The sequence below is a fragment of the Shewanella sp. 10N.286.51.B2 genome (assembly GCF_041469265.1).
Classification (GTDB): domain Bacteria; phylum Pseudomonadota; class Gammaproteobacteria; order Enterobacterales; family Shewanellaceae; genus Shewanella.
In genome coordinates this window covers 116,005-134,161 of record NZ_JBFRKH010000007.1, presented here as the reverse complement: position 1 = coordinate 134,161, position 18,157 = coordinate 116,005, and the positions used below count along the sequence as shown (strand labels likewise).

Here is an 18,157-nt window from a genome sequence, read left to right as displayed (position 1 = left end):
GAGGAGGAAGAGAAAAGTACTTTTTATATATTTCAAAAATTTAATATAAAGATATTAATATTTTTATATTAAATTAATAAATATTGAGTGAATTTTATCGTTCACGATAACCTAGTTGTTATTTTTTAATTTATATGCGGAATTTTATTCTGTAATTTGTTTTTGTAATAGTTTTATTTTGTGTTTTTTTTCTAATGTACATGCTATTTACTGGGTTGTTGTCGGTTTGTGCTGAGTGTCTAAATTTGTGGTTGTGATGTAAAAATGCGTTACTTTCCTGTGGTTTATATTTTTTTATTGTTGTAGTATGAAACCACGATTCAGGGAAGAGTTAAGAAATTTATTATGGAAGATCCATTTTTTATAATATTTGCCTGCGCCTTCTTCCTTGATAATTCTATTATCAAAGGAACTATCACGTGAAAAAATCTCTCATCTGTGCATTAATCTGCGTACCATTATTTACTGGCTGTGCTTCAACATCTGATAACGCTGCAACGCTTGATCGAGATCAAGCTGTATCAGAGCTTACTGTCAAAATGGATAACTTAGGCTATAACCCAGTAACTATTCAACCTGGTGTTGATGAGTTTTTGAATATGGCGGCTGCGATATTAGAACGTCAGCGTAATGTTATTGGTGAATATAGAAAGCAAACTGAAAACTTCAGGGATGTACAAGCATTTTTATATGCTTATAAAGATGCCACTCCTGAAGAGCTTGAGCTTGCCATTGCAGAGTTTGATGCTGGCGCTAAAACTGAAGAAGAAAAAATTGCACCAAAAATTAATGCTTATAGCCAAGCTAATGAAAATGTTTACAACCAAAATGTTGAGTTAACAAAGACTTTGATGTTAGAAATGGCTAAGTCTGCTTATATTTTATCTGAACATGGTACAGCAGTAGCGCAAGCAACTGCTGTTAAAGTAGGTCAAGATACATTAGATGTTGTAAGTGGTTACTTCGGAAATAAAGAAGAAAAAGAAGAGGATCCACAAGATCTTGGCACTGCGTTATTAAAAGCCACGGATCAATTATCACTCGCACTAGAAGCTAATGAAATTATTGATTTAGAAAAAGAAACAATTGATGCAGTTAAACAGCTTCAACAAGAGCAGGAAGCTAAAAGCTAATGATTAAAAGCCTATTTGCCTTTTTTATGGCAATTGCTTTTAGCGCTTCTGTATATGCTTGGCCTGAGTGGGTAACGCATACTCCTAACAATGATGATTACATCATTGGCGTTGGGACTGGCAGCGATCGTATCGCTGCCAGAGATGCGGCTTTAAGCGAGATCGTAGCGCAATTAAGTGTTGATTATAGCGTTGAACAAACTCAGGTTATAACGACTAAAAACAGCCATGCAGAAAGCCAATTTACGCAAACGAGTCAGATGAGTAGTTTGCCTTTTACACTTGAAGGTGTAGAGGAGTTAAAGGCTGCGCAAGTCGACACTGAAACAGCTTTACTGCTTGGAATAAAAAAATCGACACTCATCGCTAACTTAGAAAATGAGTTGGCTATTTTGTCCCGTCTGTCACCCCCTCCTGCAAAACCCAGCCAGAAGTTTATTTGGGCGCTTCGTTATGATGAAACGTTCAAACTTGCCAATAAACGCTTGAGAGTACTGAGTCTCCTTAGTGCTGAAAAGAGTGTTTTTTATCAACAGCTTGATGGTTTTATGGCGCATAAGCGGCAGGCATTTGATTCTGTGTCCTGCCAAGTCATCGCCAGTCATGAATTAGCCGCAGTCAAGTCAGCTTTAAGCAGTGCACTTCCTCATGGAGGTGATACGCCTTTGTGGGTCAAAGCGAATGTTAAATGGAAGTATGCTAATCGTGGCACTAAGCGCTTAGCCCGAGCCAGTATGTTGCTTTCGATTACAGAAACCAAGTCACCTTTTAGAGTATTACATCAGCGCAATGTTGTTGCCGAAGGCGTCGGTGCTGATTCTGCGATAGCTAAGTCAATTGCGCTGCAACAGTTAGAAACACAAGTACAAGACCCTATCAGTAATTGGATGTTCGATAATTAGGATTTGTTATGAAATTTGTAAAATATGCTTCTTTTTCTCTACTCGCTTTAGCTGTGCTGGCGGGTTGTCAAAGTACTCCTGCACAGCAGACTCGCACAGATAAAGTCAGTAATCGAGCATCTAATGCGGAAGTGGCAAAAAGTGCTTACGAATTTAAAGACAGTGACATTCGTGTTCCGTCTTATTTTGATACTCAGGGTTTAGACCGCTGTAGTTTCGATGTAAACAATGAAAATGATGGCTGCCCACTGAAAAAACCTATTGTCCGGATGTATTTTGACGTCGCTAGGGTTACTGGTGAAGGGGAAGGGGTTGAAGCATTAAGTGCCTTTGAAGATCAGCAACTGTTAATGATGCTAGAGAATCAGTTTGCTGGCATTAATCGTTTTAGAATTGTTACCCGTGACGATAAAACTGTCTCACAAGAACAACAAACAGTTCTTGATCAGCAAGGGGCTAAAGCATTAGCTGAAAAAGTCAGTAGCCAGCAAGTGCTTCATCCAGATTACATCGTTAAATTAGATTCACTACGAACGGTTAAAAATGAAGGCAGTATCACCAGTTGGATGGATTACACCTTAGAGCTAACCAGTTCGGTGCTTAATCCTTACACTCGTGAAAAATTATCTCACCCTAATTTAGGCAAAATTAGAGTTAAATCTGAAGATGTGCGCCAGCGGTCTGAACTCAAATACGTCACTGCCAGCAATCGTTATGTGAGTGGCTTCCGTTATTTTGATAGTGCTCATGTTAATGCCGTAGTCAATGATATGGCTTCTCGTGGCATTGATATTTTATTAACGCGTATGCTGACAGAAATGCCTGCAACTACTCAGGTAATGGGTATAAAAGGTAATCAACTAAGTCTAGACCGTGGTCAAAATGCAGGTGTATTACCCAATGAAACCATGATTGTATTTAGCTATGAAGCAGGGTTTGTTGAACCTATTGGTGTTGCTCATGTGACTCCTTCTGCCAATAGTTCTATTGGCGAGATCATTCGCTGGAAAGATAATGACCTTGCGGATTCAATCAAGAAAAAAGCTAAAGGTGGAATTTATCGCCCTAATCCTAACAGTAAGGTATTTGCTGTTTCTGTAGGGACGCCACAAGGCTTTTTGGAGAAACGCACATGAGAACAATAGGCTTAAGTTTATTAGCCTTATTGTCTACGCCACTGGCGGCAGAGGTGAAGGTTCTCCCTGATGGCATGATGGAAACAACTGCCTGCGCTTATGGTCGTGGTAACTTGGCTATTTCTAGTGCTAAAACCCAAGCTGCGGCAGAGCTGGCAGCATTTATTAAAGGTAATAAAAGTTTAGCTATTACCGACAATAATCAGTTTTTAGGAGCATCGTTAGATGATGACACTGTGCGCCTTTATGAGCAGCAACGTAGTGACATTATTGAGGGGTTAAGTATGGGGGCTATTCCATTAAACACCTCATCACCTAGCTTAAGTGGTAATGATACTTGTGTCAGCGTTAGCTTGTCTTTGCTGGATATTCCTGCTCCTAGCCATCAAAACTGGGAAGAAGGTACTCAAAATATCAGTGTTACCGTGTCGGGTGAAGGTTGGCCTAAAAATGGCAAAACCGCTCGTCATCATGCTGAAATGGATGCTTTACAACGAGCTGTTTCACAGGTGGTTGGCGTGTGGTTAACCCAGCAGCACAGTCAGTCATCATTGATGAACTTACAGGTGTTAAATGATACTGAAACCACCCAAATGCAAGAGCTTATTGGGCAACAGTTATCCAGCCATAGCGAAGGTTTAGTTAAAGAGTGGCAGATTTTAGATAGCCAAAATATCGATAATGATGGTTTGCAAGTGACATTGCATGCGGTAGTTGAAAAAAAACCGCTAGTGCAGCAAGCATCCAAGCTTTTATCAGTAATAGGCTCGCCGCGGGTGAAAGTGATTGCGCCAGAGCCTTTAAAAACCGAATTAACCTTATGGTTAGGTGAGCAAGGTGTGGAAGTCGCTAACGTGGCTAGTTTAGTGGTATTGGCCGCTGCTGAGTTAGCGAATACCACCAATACCAGTCGATTACACCTCAATGTGAGCGTTCAAGATTTGAGCGGTAATATCTATGGCTACTGGAAAAATAACCCTGCGCTATTAGCTTTGCCCAGTGGTCAGCGAGTTGAACAAGACTTAATGTCAGTTCATCTTGCCCATGAACAACAAGCCCAAGATTTACAACAAGCGTTGCAACAGGCGTTTACTCAAGTTGTTGCTCGAGGCGGACTAGTCCGCCAAATATGGTTACCCCAATCCCAAATCAAGCAACCGCAAAAACTTCAAGCATTGTTAAGTACCTTGGGCGGAGTGTCTGATGTGACCATATATGAAAAAGATAACAACATTGTTGCTAGCCTGAGATATAAAGGCGCGACAGGTGACCTCGCTGATGCCGTGCATCAAGTGTTAACTACCACTGGTAACAGATTATCCGCCATCAGTATTGAAAATGATTTTACTCTTAGATATTAAAAAGTAAGGAAACTATTTTGAAATTAAGAATATTAACTCTAGCGCTTTCGCTTTCTATGCCAGCAATGGCGAGCGATGACTTTGATTTAACCGATATGGTGCCGGCAAGACCTGGTGCTGAACAGGTTGATAGCGATGATGTGCTCGTGCAAGGTGATGCCATCGTCGCTGATGATGCCAGTTTGGCGGTTGCGGTTGCACATCAAGCGTTGATTGAAAATGATGAAGACGGTGTCAAAATGATCCAGGTTGGTAGTGGAACAGGGATTTTGTCTATTGGTAGCGTCAGTTACACCACCTATGACAACCTCAATGCCACATTACTATCTAAGCGAGGCGCCTATAACCAAGCTTACTTGATCGCAAAAAAGCAGCTAATCGAAAACATGACAGGGGTTGATCATCAATGTAGTAATCTCGTTCAGACCAGTATGGATGCGATTGATACTGGCGTTGATAGTGTTGCCAATACACAAACAAAAATGATGGAAGCCTGTAAGGAGTCGATCTCAGGTTCTCTTGCAGGCTTCGTGACATTTGATGTGTATGACGATGTTGCAGCAAGTAATGTGCGTGTGAGTTTAATTTCTACGCCTAAAACACGTGCTCAAGTGCGTCAAAAGCATGGTGCAGTAGCGGTCACCACAGATCCTAATAGCATTTTTAAACAAGTTGTTAGCGATATCAAAGGTGGGGTGTTACCTCCAGTCGGCGCTAAAATCCTCACCCATGCAGAAACCGGTGAAGTTGTTGTTATGGGGTATGGCTCTGCGATTATTCGACAAAATAAAAATAAGTCTGTAGCCAATAAGTTACGCTCTGCAGCCAAGTCACAATCGCAAACCCGAGCTCGCTCAGCATTATTGGCAACCATGCAAGGTGAGAAAGTGTATTGGGAAGGTAGCTTTGATGAAAAGCAAATGGAAGGTTCTTCACAATTTCAATATGACGACCCTTACATGCAAGATCCTCAGCAAGTAAAAGTGCTTGAAAATGATCGTGAAACCTTTGTTAACCAATTTAAACAATCTGATGATTACTCGACACTAGCAAAGGGAACACTGCCTGCGGGTGTCAGTGTAAAAAGCTTTAGTAGTGAAGATGGTTACTGGCAGTACAGTATTGCAGTGTATTCACCAAGCCTTGAAGCTACAGCGAAAAAAGCCAATAAGGAGATGCAAGTGGGTGGGCAAAGTTTAAATGCCAGCGATAACTCAGCTCGCAAAATTAAGGCTGTTGGCGGTGTAAATAATAACGCGGCAAACCCACAAGCAGCTTCAGGCAAGGTATCGAGCACCGAGGAGCTTTAATGCTATCTATTGTTTTAGCTGCCTCGATTTTCTCTGGCGACATTTCCGTAGATAGTAGTGGTGTCGTTAGAGAAACTAGCCCTTTTTTTATTAGTGAGGCAAATGGTAGTAGCGCTAAAGTGGTGGCTTTAAAAACACACTCAAAAGCTGCTTTACAAGCAGCTTGTCGGCGTGCGTTAACGTTACCGCTACGAGAGCAAGTGCGCGCTGATTTAATGGCGCGTACGTCGCAAGTACTGCCAAAACCATTGAGTTTTATAGATGCCAATATTACGGATTATCAACAAGAAAAAACACACGATGGTTTGAATTGTGAAGGTAAGGTTAGTTCTAGTGATGCTTCATATAATATAGCCGGGCTGGCACTCACTGGCGCTTGGTGGGCAGCAGAAGACGGTGATATTGAGTTATTACGTGCGATGCTAAAGGTGGCGTTACAGCATAGGCGAACACAAGCCGATGCGGTGGCATTAATTGCGAGCCAAACTGATTTAGCATCAGCTTTAGCCTATTTAGACGAACATTTACACCCTGAAAAATTAACCCTAAACCAAAGTAAAATAGCCGTCGGGAAAATATGGTTAGCCGCTGAAAAATTTGATGAAGTGGTGAACTTAATGGGGGCCTGTGATGAGCCAGTCTGTCTGCAATTGCTTGAAAATGCAGAGGACAAATTACAACAAATTGAAGCTAGTCAAGCCGATGATTTAAGTAGTTATTTTTAATCACTAAGAACAATAAAGCCATATTGTAAAACGTAAAGGATAAAAATTTAGCGAATGAATGCTCAAGATATTTTAAATAAAAACACCGTCAATACCGGTGGCCAGCCCAAGAAAAAAGGCTTTTTTGCTCGAGTCGCTTCAGGCTTTTTAGTGCTGATGGTGGTGCTAATGGGCTTGGGTAATTGGGCTGACACCAAGCAATTACTTACAGAGGGTTATCAAGCATTCATTACTCATTTTACTCACCAGATAGAGGATAAAAGAGTAGCAGCTTTGGATATTGGTAATTATCTTGAGTTTGTGCAGCAGAGTGTGGGTATTCCTCAGGTGATTAAAACCTCGAATTTAGATCCCAATATCGAATATCGTTATTATAAAGATCCTAAATATCTGCTGACGCTAATTAACAAAGAGCAGCGCATTGTGGGAATTGTGCTACATAGCTTACAACATGAAAATCCGTTACTTGCTGAGTTCACCCCAGCAGTACCTTTTACTGACCACTTACTTAAAGCCAATACCATTGCAGATATAACAGCTGATTCAAATTTATTTTTTTATGATTATCAAAATGTGAGTTACTACCTGCAATCTAAAGAATTAGGGGCACAGGGAATGTACTTAAATTTGTTGGCCGGTTTCACTGAATATGAACAAGTTCAAACAAATGCTACTTTAACCTTGAATGAGCTTGAACATGCAACGTTAGAAGACAATTCTGCAGAGGTAAGCCAATTAACACAAAAACTAGCGGCTTATACTGCTAATTTTTATGGCATTTCTGAGATTTCACCGCAATATATTGCAGATTCATTGCTGACAAAGTATGAATTCAATGCTTACTTTTAAGGACATAGTCATGCGTAAACTACTGCTACCAATGATACTTCTACCGTCTTTGGTACTCGCAACAGATGCCTCTTTTGATGAGTTTAAAAAAGGCTGGAAACAGCAGCAACAGGATTTCAGCCAACAAAGACAGCAAGAATATGACACATTTAGGCAGCAATACTTGGCAGAATATGATGCATTTCGTGGCCAACTGCTAGAGCAATGGGCTGCACCTGCGCAAAGCTCAATTGAGCAAGAAATTGTTTATAGTGACGATTTAAACAGCAGGATTATTGTTAACGAACAAGCCAATACGTTAACCATAGAGCAGCTTGTTGGGGATGATCCTTTAACGTCAGCAGAACTGGATAAAAGCAATACAGCGACGTTAGTAAAAATCGTCATCGACAATGACGATTCTTTTGAATTGTTACAGCAAACAACGCCAAAAATGATTCAGCAACCTCAAGTCGAAGCATCTGAAATTTTGCTAAAACAACAAATTATTGTGCAGCATGAGCAAGTCGTAAATAGCTTTGAGGCTGACGAAAGGCTTACTGAAACTGAGCTAAAGACTAAGAAGCAACAGCTTGATAAGCAACAGCAGTTACGAGTTAAAAACCTTGAAAAACAAGTAGAGCAAGTTAAAAAGAAGGATGTGAAGTATAAGAATATACAGTCGTATACGATTGCGTTACCTGACGACTATTTATATAAAAAGGCATCACCATATTTGGATTCGTTTAATACACAAGCCAGTGAGCAGCGACAAGAACTGGCTTTATTGTTAGCAATCTCCCATGCTGAGTCATCATTTAATCCAGAAGCAAAATCCCATATACCAGCCTTTGGCTTAATGCAGATTGTCCCGAGATCGGCAGGAATGGATGTGGCTAATAAGTTGCTTCAACAAGAAGCTGCTCCCACCGCAAACGAACTCTATCAGCCAGAAACAAATATTCTCTATGGAGCAGGCTATCTTTCGATATTATCTGAGCGCTACCTTAAGGGCATTATTGATCCTCAAAGTCGAAAATACTGCGTTATAGCGGCTTACAATACCGGTGCAGGTAATGTCGCTAAGGCATTTAATGGTGGTAGCAATCGCAATGTTAAACAAGCATTAGGGAAAATAAATACCATGTCTAGTGAGCAGGTTTATCACACTCTAATGCAAGATTTACCTTATTCTGAAACTAAGAATTACCTTAAAAAAGTTCGTAAATTAGAAGAGCAATACCAAGCAAAATTACCCACATGGAATGGAAACAGTAAATTATGATGAAGAAACATTTAATGATCGCTAGCACCCTTCTTTTAGTTGGTGCATGTAGTAGCACTCAAGAGCCTCAGTCGACACCGCTAGCTGAAAATGACAGTGTCCCGAGTTGGGTATTGATGCCGACACATGAAACAGGCTTAGCATCTTCAAGCTGTGTTCAGTGGAGCGGTAATATGGCTGCAAGTAGAGCACAAGCGATTGCCAACGCACGTGCAGATCTAGCTGCGCAAATAAACACTAAAGCAATGGTGATGGATAAGCTAGTTAACCAACAGCAACAAGAAGATGACACGACTACAAGTAGTTCAAGCTTTGCACAAGTAAGCAAACAGATTGCTGAACAAAGTCTTGTAGGCGCAATACCAAAAGAAGTCGCTTTTGCTCGTATTGATGATCAAAAACAATTGTGTGCATTAGTCATTATGGAAAATACTAAGCCTTTATTTGACAAGTTAATTAAAGAGTCTGGTAAAAAGCTAGATCCTAACGATGAAGCCGTACTTTATTCTGAATTTAAAACTCAAAAAGCGATGAAAGAGCTAGAAGCTGAACTTTCATCTGCAAAAAAGCTTTAATAAGTTTGCTATAAAGTCACTACTTATGATTCATCAGAAATGAGTTTCACCTTACTCGGTGAAACTCTGAGTATCAGTAACGGTGCAGATATTGGCTATAGCTTTTAACTGGATCCTATTAAGTAATAGAAGGTCTTAGAATGTGATATAACATCTAAGACCGTATTCTATTGTAAATTGGCATCGTTATCTTGCCCTGATTCTTGCTAGTAAACTTGTTAGATTGGAAAGGCGAGAAATTCATAGCACATGAAGCTGCGGAAGATAATAAAAGGATGATGTCAACTCAACAGCTAATGAAGTTCTTTGAAACTTCAATCATGGGTATGGCCGTAAGGATAGCTGATGGAAATCAGAGCGTACTAGATTTCACGAGAATGCTAAAGTGTACATGTAAAGAAGCGAAAACTTTGTCATGGCTCTTATGTCATTGCGTGTTCGTTCACTGGCGCATCTTGGGTCAGTCGTGACTACTTTTAACAAGGTCTGCCAGAAAAAGCAAAAAGCCGCCGCTTGGCCCGGGTTTTCGTCCACTGCGGCATTACTCAATCACTTATGCCCTAAAATGTCTTTAGAATCGGTCCATTTCTTTTATCACTTACGTGGTTTTTGATAGCGAGACATGTCATCTAAAGTGATTCGACTTGAGCATTTATAGCGCTAGCTGCTTGAGGTGCTCTTTAACCAGCTCAATCATGGCAATTGCGGCAAAAGATAATGGCTTGCCTTTACTCCAAAATAAATTCATCTTCCAGCTTAAATTGGTATCAATAAGTTCACGCTGCACCACGCCTTCCAGTTGATAACGCTCGGCAATAAACTTAGGTAATAACATTATCCCCGTACCTGCAGCCACCAGCGCAATGCCAAACTCAGGTTGATTCACTAAGGTGGGGCTTTCTATGCTGATAGCAGCCTGTTGATAAGCATTAATGACCATCTCATGCAGTGAAAACTCAGCTTCAAATAAGATATGCTCGCAGTTATCCAGTGCCTTGATGGATATTTGCGGTAGCCTTGCCAGCGGGTGCTGACTTGGCAGCACCACGACCATAGGCTCAGTATGAATTGCTATCCCTTCAAACTCTTGATTAAGCTCGATAATACCTGTTGCTAGCTCTATTTCGCCATTTTTTAATGCTAAGGTTTGTTGCACTCCACCGCGAACTAACAGCTGATTATTAATGTGTGGATAACGTTGCTGGTATTTGGCAATAATTGGCGCAAATAGCTCGGCGCTGCCCAGTGGCGCTAAGCCTAATTTTAACTGCCCTTTATGGAGCCCTTTCAGTAAGGCTATTTCATCAAACAGCGCTTGTTTGGTGCTGAGTAACTGCTGCGCATAGTCATACACCAGCTGGCCGTAGCTGGTAAGGGTTACGGCTGTGCCGCGTTTACCACGGGTGAGTAGCGTAAGCTCAAGTTCAGCTTCCAATTGGGTGATGGATTTTGACAGCGCAGGTTGGCTAATATGGATTTTTTCTGCAGCGCGATTAAAGCCACCACAGTTTACGATGTCGACAAAATATTGCAGCGTTTTAAGATCCATAATTACATAACCATTAGTTATCTATTTGGTAAATAATATTCATTATTTTTATTTTTATTGCAAGGGTAAAATAGCCACATCGAAACTAATTCAATCTGATGTGTTATGACTTCCTCCCTGCTGTTTGTAAAACGAACTTCCCATTTGCTGTTACAAGTGGCTTTTTTGTGTGGGTTAGCTTTTAGCGCCCAATACTTGGTTGAGCTGTTAGCGTTACCCATACCAAGTAGTGTGATTGGCCTGATTTTTTTGTACAGCCTGCTGGCATTTAAGTGGTTACCTGAGCGGTTTGTGGCCGTTGGCGCAATGTGGTTAATTGGTGAATTATTGCTGTTTTTTATTCCTCCCGTTATCGCCTCAATCCATTATGCTCCTATGTTTGAAGAGTTTGGGGGTAGTTTGATGTTCACCTTAGTGCTGGGCAGTATTTCAGTGTTAGTGATCACCGGCTTTGTTATTGATAGGGTATTTAGATTCGAGCGCCGTAGAAACCGCGCAAGTCGCAAAAGAGCAACAAAAATGTTAGCAGATGCAGCGCTGGCAACGTCAGATACGGTGGGAGTTTAATATGCAGTTTCTTAGCTCATTAACGTTAATGACATCGCCATGGATGACATCACAAACCGCTGCGCTAATCTGTCTGCTAGCAACCTTAGTGGCTTATTTTACAAGTAAGTTTTTATACCGTCATTACCATTACTGGTGGTTGTCACCGATTATTTCAACACCGGCAAGTTTAATGGTATTGGTAGTGATTTTTTCAGTGCCGTTACCTACTTATTTTGTTTATAACCATTATCTTAGCGCTTTGCTTGCGCCAGCAACTATTGCCTTTGCGCTGCCCATATACCGTGAGCGTAAGTTAATTGGCCGTTATCCATTAACAATTAGCATTGGGGTGATTACTGGTTTGCTGGTGGGATTATTATCTTCATGGCTGATTGAGCAGTTTGTTTATTTACCGCCTGAGCTATCACACAGTTTACTGGTGCGTTCAGTATCAACCCCATTTGCTATTGAGGCAACTACCGCATTTGGCGGTGCACCTGATTTAACTGCAACCTTAGTATTAATTACTGGGGTGCTAGGCATGTTACTTTGCGGCCCTGTATTTAAATTAGCCAAAATTAAAAGCCCATTGGCAAAAGGTGCAGCTTTAGGCGGCGCTGCCCATGGTGTGGGCGCGGCCAAGGCGGCTGAAATTGGCCAAGAGGAAGGGGTTGTGGCCAGCCTAACCATGATTTTTACCGGTATTGCTATGGTGATTGGCGCGCCGTTATTTGCTTATGTTTTAGTGTAAATAAATCAACTGCTTTATGTTTGCTTTTTAAGCAAGCTTACCGCATATTAATTAGTCAAAATGGTTTTGATTGTTATTCTCATTTGTTTAGGTAAATGCTGCGATGAGTTAATAGTAATCAAGTCAATACACCAGCGCCGCTAATTTGATATGGGTAAAATATGAAAAATAATAATATTCCACAAGAAGCTTTTGATTGGTACGATGAATATGCCCATGGCGGTATGGACCGTCGTACTTTTATGAAAAAATTAACCGGTTTAGTGGCGCTGGGCTATTCCATGACAGTATTAACCAGTGCGCTATTACCTAATTATGCCTTAGCCGAGCAAGTGTCATTTAACGATAGTGACATTAAAGCCAGTTATCAGAACTTTGCGTCCCCCCAAGGCCATGGCGAAGGTCGAGGCTATTTAGTGTTACCCACCCAAGCTGTAGAAAACCCTGATAGTAAATTCCCTGTGGTATTGGTTATTCATGAAAATAGAGGTTTAAACCCTTACGTCAAAGATGTGGCCCGCAGGCTGGCTAAAGCAGGCTTTATTGCGTTTGCGCCTGATGCCTTGTTTCCGCTAGGTGGCTATCCTGGCAATGACGATGAAGGCAGATCCATGCAGCGCACCCTTGAGCGTGAAAAAATTCAATATGATTTTGTTGCCGCTGCTAAGTTTTTAAAATCACATCAGCAATCTAACGGTAAACTGGGGGCAGTAGGTTTTTGTTTTGGTGGCTATATGGTGAATTATTTAGCCGCGATAGAAAGCGATCTGATTGATGCCGGAGTTCCATTTTATGGTACGCCAGCGGCCAAAGCCTTACGGCCAAATATTAAGGCGCCACTGATGATCCAATTGGGTGAGCTTGATAAACGGGTTAATGCGTCATGGCCAGAATATGAAGCGGATTTAAAAGCGGCCAATGTCGATTACGTTATGCACATGTATCCCAATGCTAATCATGGTTTTCATAATGACTCTACCGGCCGTTATGATGAGAAAAATGCTGAACTTGCTTGGTCAAGAACCGTGGCATTTTTTGAAGCAAGACTAGCCTGAGTTGAGCGCTAAGCTGTGTGTGGGCATGTGTTAACTTGCCCACCTGCTCAGTGCTATTTTTCCAGAGTTCAGAGTCAGGTGAACTCTTTGCTGGGTTATCTTATCGGTTTGCATATTTTATTGGCAGTATATCCAAGCTATTCACACTCAGCTTGAATACATACTTGCCACAAATTGGCGTTATTTGACACTTTTTTAGATTAAACTAGCCTGGCTGATGGCGAAGGTGTTGTTATCTTCTATACTTTTATTATTCAGTGTTTTGGCTGCAAAGATAAAAAGTAGTTTTAGCGGTTTAAGTCGATTTTAATATCAGGGAAGAAGAGCAATTTTTAGATTCTAATAGCTTTAGTTATATTCCCCTCCCTGCGATGGCAATGCCGTTTATTTCTTAATCTCAGTACCAATAAATTCATGGTTTAAGTACAGCATTTAGCACCCTTTATCGACTGTTAGCGCTAAGGTTTACTGCATGTGGTTTGGTTTATTATCGCTCAGAAATTGTATCTATGCTTCGATGATGCGTCGTGCAGCAGTTGTGTGTGTGCTATTTGTCTTAGTGACTTTGTTAATCGTAAGCGTATCTAGCTCGTTCGCTGCTGCTTTATCTGCCCCCTTATCAGAGCCTAAATCTGAGCCTTTAGTTGAACGCTCTGTAAAAACCTCAGCACAGCTCAAAATATCCCAAATATCAGAATCGTTATCACTAGCGTCAACAAAAGCAGTGGATATCGTATATTTGCAGTTACGTTGGCATCATCAATTTCAATTCGCCGGCTATTATGCTGCGTTAGAAAAGGGTTTTTATCAAGAAGAAGGTCTTGAGGTTCGTTTGCTTGAAGGCGATCCGCAACGCTTACCGGTAGCCGAAGTGTTATCGGGTAATGCTTTATATGCAGTAGGTAACAGTGAGGTGCTATACCATCGCCTTTTAGGTGAACCACTTATTGCTTTGGCTGCTATCTTTCAGCATTCACCATCTATCTTGTTGACGTTAAAAGAGTCAGGAATACGCTCTGCCCATGACCTTATTGGCAGAAGAGTGATGCTGGCGAATAAGGATAAAGATGCAGGCTTTTTGACCATGTTAGTTAATGAAGGCATTTCCTTGTCACAGCTTGAGATCGTCCCCAGCAGCTTTCAGCTTGATGATTTAATCACGGGCAAGGTGGATGCTTTTAACTCTTATATTACCAATGAACCCTATGTACTTGCTCAAGCTAATGTCCCCTATGACATTATTGATCCAGTAAGCTACCGAGTTGATTTTTACAGTGATATTTTTTTCACTACTGAAGCTGAGTTAAATAATTATCCAAAACGTGTTGCGGCAATGAGGCGAGCGACCCTCAAAGGTTGGCGCTATGCCATGGACAACCCTGAAGAAATAGTCGATATATTAATGGCTAAGTATCAGGTTAATAAAACCCGTGAGCATTTGCTCTATGAAGCTAATGCAATGCAAAACTTGATTCTGCCTAATTTGATCCAAATTGGGCATATGAACTCTGATCGCTGGCAACATATGGCAAATACCTTTGCTAAGGCCAGTGTGGTCAATGATATTCGTCACCTTGATGGCTTTATTTATAATGATAGCCCTACATCAACTCCTAACTGGCTCTACCCGGTATTATCCATAGCGCTTTTTTTGGTGGTTTTAGCCAGTAGTATCACTCTCTATATGCACTTGTTTAATCGACGTTTGGCAGAGGCTAAAACGACTTTACAGCAAAGTGAGGAGCGCTTTAGGGCTCTTAGCGAAGCAACCTATGGCGGTATTGTTATCCATGATCAGGGCCGTATCCTTGAGTGTAATAATGGTTTATCCACTATTACTGGTTTCAGTTACTCAGAGCTCATTGGTATGGATGGTTTGAAATTAATCGCGAAAGAGTATCTTGAAACGGTAAAAATAAGAATGCATCAAGATGATAGAAATAGTTTTGAAGCTGAAGGCCTTCGCAAGGACGGAACACGATATCCGCTAAGCATTAAGGGAAAAAATATTACTTATAAAGGCTGTAATGCACGAGTTATTGAAGTTATTGATATTAGTAATAATAAAAAAATTGAAGATCAACTCAAACTCGCAGCCAGTGTTTTTACTCATGCCCGTGAGGGCATCATGATCACCGACATTAATGGGGTTATTATTGATGTTAACGCCACTTTTAGCGCGATTACCGGTTATGAGCGAGAAGAAGTCATTGGCAGAAACCCACGTTTTTTAAACTCAGGTAGGCACAACAGCGAGTTCTTCAACAGGATGTGGGCATCGTTATTACAACATAAGCAGTGGTCAGGCGAGCTGTGGAATAAGCGTAAAAATGGCGACATATTTGCCGAGCTAATCACCATTAGTGCGGTTACAGATTCCGAGGGGCAAACCCAAAACTATGTCGCACTGTTTTCAGATATCACCTCAATGAAGCGCCATCAACAACAACTAGAACACATTGCCCATTATGATCCGCTAACAGGGTTAGCCAATCGGGTAATGCTGGCGGAACGACTGGATCATGCAATGAGTCAGAGCATCAGACGCGGAAAATTTTTAGCCGTGGCTTACCTTGATTTAGATGGATTCAAAGCCGTTAATGACACCTATGGCCATAATGTCGGTGACGAGTTGCTAATTACTTTGTCGCAGTTAATGAGCGAAACTCTGCGAGATGGAGACATTCTGGCCCGTATTGGTGGTGATGAATTTATTGCTTTACTGGTGGATTTAGAAAGCATGCACGATTGTGAGTTGGTTCTAGAGCGGATGCTAGAGGTAGCAAGTTGTCCGATTAAAGCTGCTGGAGCCATTTTGCAGGTGTCTGCCAGTATTGGCGTTACCTTGTACCCTCAAGATGGTGTGAGTGCAGATCAACTGATACGCCATGCCGACCAGGCCATGTATATAGCTAAACAAAGTGGCAAAAACCGCTATCACCTGTTTGATGTCAATAAAGACAAATCCTTACAAAGCACCCTTGAGGTGATTGATAATATTCAGCGGGGGATTTTGCAAGATGAGTTTGTTTTATATTACCAGCCGAAAGTGAATATGAAATTAGGCACTGTGATCGGTTGTGAGGCGTTGATCCGTTGGCAGCACCCAGAGAAAGGCTTGCTATTACCTGGGGAGTTTCTTCCTTTTATTGATAATCATTCCATCAGTGTCACTTTGGGAGATTGGGTTATTGATACCGCGCTTTCACAGATGTATTCATGGACCCTTGCTGGCTTTGATATTGCTGTCAGCGTTAATATTGACGCCTTACAATTACAACAAAAAGATTTTACTGCCAAACTCTCAGCAGCATTAGCGCAGCGACCGTTGATTAAACCGAGTTCATTGGAGCTTGAGATACTAGAAACCAGCGCGCTGGGGGATATGGGGCAAGTGCTGGCGACAATGGAGCAATGCATTAATATTGGCGTCAGCTTTGCGCTTGATGACTTTGGCACAGGGTTTTCATCACTCACTTACCTTAAACGTTTACCTGCCAACCTACTGAAGATTGATCGGAGTTTTGTCAAAGGCATGCTGATTGATATTGATGACCGCGCCATTGTGATGGGGGTGATTAGTTTATCGCGGGCTTTTCATCGCCAAGTTATTGCTGAAGGTGTTGAAACCATCGAACATGGAACCCAGCTATTGTCTATGGGCTGCATGCTAGCGCAAGGTTATGGTATTGCACGGCCAATGCCTGCTGAGCAATTACCAATGTGGGCAGAGAGTTGGAAGCCTGATAGCGCTTGGCAGTAATCAAGAAAACACAGAATAGGAATGAGAAGGTTAAGTAAGCGAAGGGTAAAGGTCAGTGGGGCACTCGAACCCCACTGTTATTTGTCTTTTGTTTACCTAGCCAATGGTTACCTAGTTAATATTTACCTAGCCAACTAGGCCTGCATTGTCACAGCGCCGAGATAAAGCATATAGCCACTAAAGCTCACTAAACACAGCGCCCCCGCAGTGCGGCCAAAGGTATAACTTTTTTCAGTAGCAGGGATGTTTCTTTGTTTAAAATAAGTAACCATAAATGCCACAGCGACGATAGCGGTGAGTAACAGCATCATAGGGTAATCACGGGCGACCAATAATTCTGGTAATGGCTGCTTGTCACCTAACAGCGCAGGGAAGGCAATCACCCCAAGTATATTGAAAATATTTGAACCAATCACAGTTGCAAATACCATGTCATGCATACCGCGGCGCACTCCAGCAATGGCTGCTGCTAACTCTGGTAAACTGGTACCAAAGGCAATAACGGTTAGCCCAATGATTAACTCACTGATCCCGGCAGCTTTAGCCAGTTCTACAGCGCCCCAAACCATCAGTTGTGAGGCGGCTAACAGCACACTTAGCATTAATAGCGTTTCCACAGCAGAGCGGCTTTTAGATATTTCTAAAAACTCAACTTCTTCTGCGTCAGCTTCGCCTTTACCCACTAAAAAGGCTAGGTAACCACAATATGCCGCTAACGCTACTAGTAGTAATAAGCCATCTGGGAAGTCTAAATTGCCGTCTGACATTAACAGGGCGCAAAATAAGATTGCCGCGATTAAGATAGGTAAATCCCGACGAATGAAATGGACTTTAATGGATAACGGCACGAGTAAAGCACAAATGCCAAGCACTAATCCTATATTAACGATATTAGAGCCAATACCATTACCAATAGCGAGTTCGCCAGCACCATTTAGGGCTGCGATAGAGGACACGAGAAGTTCTGGAGCTGAGGTGCCAAAAGCCACCACAGTCATACCGATAAAGGACATAGAGACTTTGCAATGCTTAGCCAGAGTCGCAGAACTTGCGATCAACCGGTCGGCACTGACAGATAAAGCGATAAGACCTGCAACGAGTGCAAGTAAAGGTAAAAATAATGACAACATAATATAACGCACTGCAAGGGCTGGTTGTGTTAAGACACGAAAAACCCACGCCCAGCCCTAGCTATATGCGTGTGGTCATTCGAGTCTCGCCAGACGCTTAATGCT

At 41.7% G+C, this 18,157-nt stretch carries 15 protein-coding genes; 13 read left to right on the top strand and 2 right to left on the bottom strand.

Going from position 1 to position 18,157, the window contains the following annotated elements; all coding sequences use genetic code 11:
• The first annotated feature begins 419 nt into the window (after positions 1-419).
• Genes AB4140_RS01750 through AB4140_RS01710 form a run of 9 tightly spaced genes read left to right on the top strand, consistent with a single transcriptional unit; the run spans position 420 to position 9,255 of the window.
• Complete coding sequence (locus AB4140_RS01750; RefSeq protein ID WP_371999540.1) at positions 420-1,133, top strand: hypothetical protein; 714 nt, start codon at positions 420-422, stop codon at positions 1,131-1,133.
• Positions 1,133-2,035, top strand: coding sequence for an LPP20 family lipoprotein (locus tag AB4140_RS01745; protein WP_371999538.1), 903 nt, complete (start codon positions 1,133-1,135; stop codon positions 2,033-2,035). Before AB4140_RS01750 ends, AB4140_RS01745 begins: the two co-directional genes overlap by 1 nt.
• Positions 2,036-2,043: 8 nt before the next feature.
• Complete coding sequence (locus AB4140_RS01740) at positions 2,044-3,171, top strand: hypothetical protein (protein ID WP_102439145.1); 1,128 nt, start codon at positions 2,044-2,046, stop codon at positions 3,169-3,171.
• Entirely contained in the window at positions 3,168-4,532 is a 1,365-nt protein-coding gene (locus AB4140_RS01735) for a hypothetical protein (RefSeq protein ID WP_371999536.1), read from the top strand. Before AB4140_RS01740 ends, AB4140_RS01735 begins: the two co-directional genes overlap by 4 nt.
• 17 nt (positions 4,533-4,549) lie before the next feature.
• Positions 4,550-5,842 (top strand): hypothetical protein, encoded by a 1,293-nt coding sequence (locus tag AB4140_RS01730; RefSeq protein WP_102439143.1) that lies wholly within the window; start codon positions 4,550-4,552, stop codon positions 5,840-5,842.
• Complete coding sequence (locus AB4140_RS01725) at positions 5,842-6,567, top strand: hypothetical protein (protein ID WP_102439142.1); 726 nt, start codon at positions 5,842-5,844, stop codon at positions 6,565-6,567. Before AB4140_RS01730 ends, AB4140_RS01725 begins: the two co-directional genes overlap by 1 nt.
• Before the next feature lie 54 nt (positions 6,568-6,621).
• Complete coding sequence (locus tag AB4140_RS01720) at positions 6,622-7,416, top strand: ETEC_3214 domain-containing protein (RefSeq protein ID WP_241901118.1); 795 nt, start codon at positions 6,622-6,624, stop codon at positions 7,414-7,416.
• A 10-nt stretch (positions 7,417-7,426) separates the two neighbouring features.
• The gene (locus tag AB4140_RS01715; protein WP_157936439.1) at positions 7,427-8,680 is read left to right on the top strand and encodes a transglycosylase SLT domain-containing protein; all 1,254 of its coding nucleotides are present in this window, start codon (positions 7,427-7,429) and stop codon (positions 8,678-8,680) included.
• Positions 8,677-9,255, top strand: coding sequence for an LPP20 family lipoprotein (locus AB4140_RS01710; protein WP_241901119.1), 579 nt, complete (start codon positions 8,677-8,679; stop codon positions 9,253-9,255). The genes AB4140_RS01715 and AB4140_RS01710 overlap by 4 nt, the downstream gene beginning before the upstream one ends.
• Positions 9,256-9,907: 652 nt before the next feature.
• Here the strand turns inward: AB4140_RS01710 and AB4140_RS01705 are convergent.
• Complete coding sequence (locus AB4140_RS01705) at positions 9,908-10,804, bottom strand: LysR substrate-binding domain-containing protein (protein WP_371999533.1); 897 nt, start codon at positions 10,802-10,804, stop codon at positions 9,908-9,910.
• 105 nt (positions 10,805-10,909) lie between these two features.
• Here AB4140_RS01705 and AB4140_RS01700 point away from each other — a divergent pair, with 105 nt between their 5' ends.
• The 4 genes from AB4140_RS01700 (at position 10,910) to AB4140_RS01685 (ending at position 16,922) form a co-directional block, all read left to right on the top strand.
• Positions 10,910-11,371 (top strand): CidA/LrgA family protein, encoded by a 462-nt coding sequence (locus AB4140_RS01700; protein ID WP_303410666.1) that lies wholly within the window; start codon positions 10,910-10,912, stop codon positions 11,369-11,371.
• A 1-nt stretch (position 11,372) separates the two neighbouring features.
• Positions 11,373-12,104, top strand: coding sequence for an LrgB family protein (locus tag AB4140_RS01695; protein ID WP_241904037.1), 732 nt, complete (start codon positions 11,373-11,375; stop codon positions 12,102-12,104).
• Between the two features lie 161 nt (positions 12,105-12,265).
• On the top strand, positions 12,266-13,159 hold the full coding sequence (locus AB4140_RS01690; RefSeq protein WP_102520779.1) for a dienelactone hydrolase family protein: 894 nt from the start codon (positions 12,266-12,268) through the stop codon (positions 13,157-13,159).
• A 472-nt stretch (positions 13,160-13,631) separates the two neighbouring features.
• Positions 13,632-16,922 carry an EAL domain-containing protein gene (locus AB4140_RS01685; RefSeq protein WP_371999530.1) on the top strand — a complete coding sequence of 1,097 codons (3,291 nt, stop codon included), beginning with the start codon at positions 13,632-13,634 and terminating at the stop codon, positions 16,920-16,922.
• Between the two features lie 134 nt (positions 16,923-17,056).
• On the opposite strand, the gene AB4140_RS01680 is transcribed toward AB4140_RS01685, so the two are convergent.
• A complete protein-coding gene (locus AB4140_RS01680) occupies positions 17,057-18,052 on the bottom strand; it encodes a calcium/sodium antiporter (protein ID WP_303445481.1) in 996 nt (331 codons plus the stop codon).
• Positions 18,053-18,157: the final 105 nt, after the last annotated feature.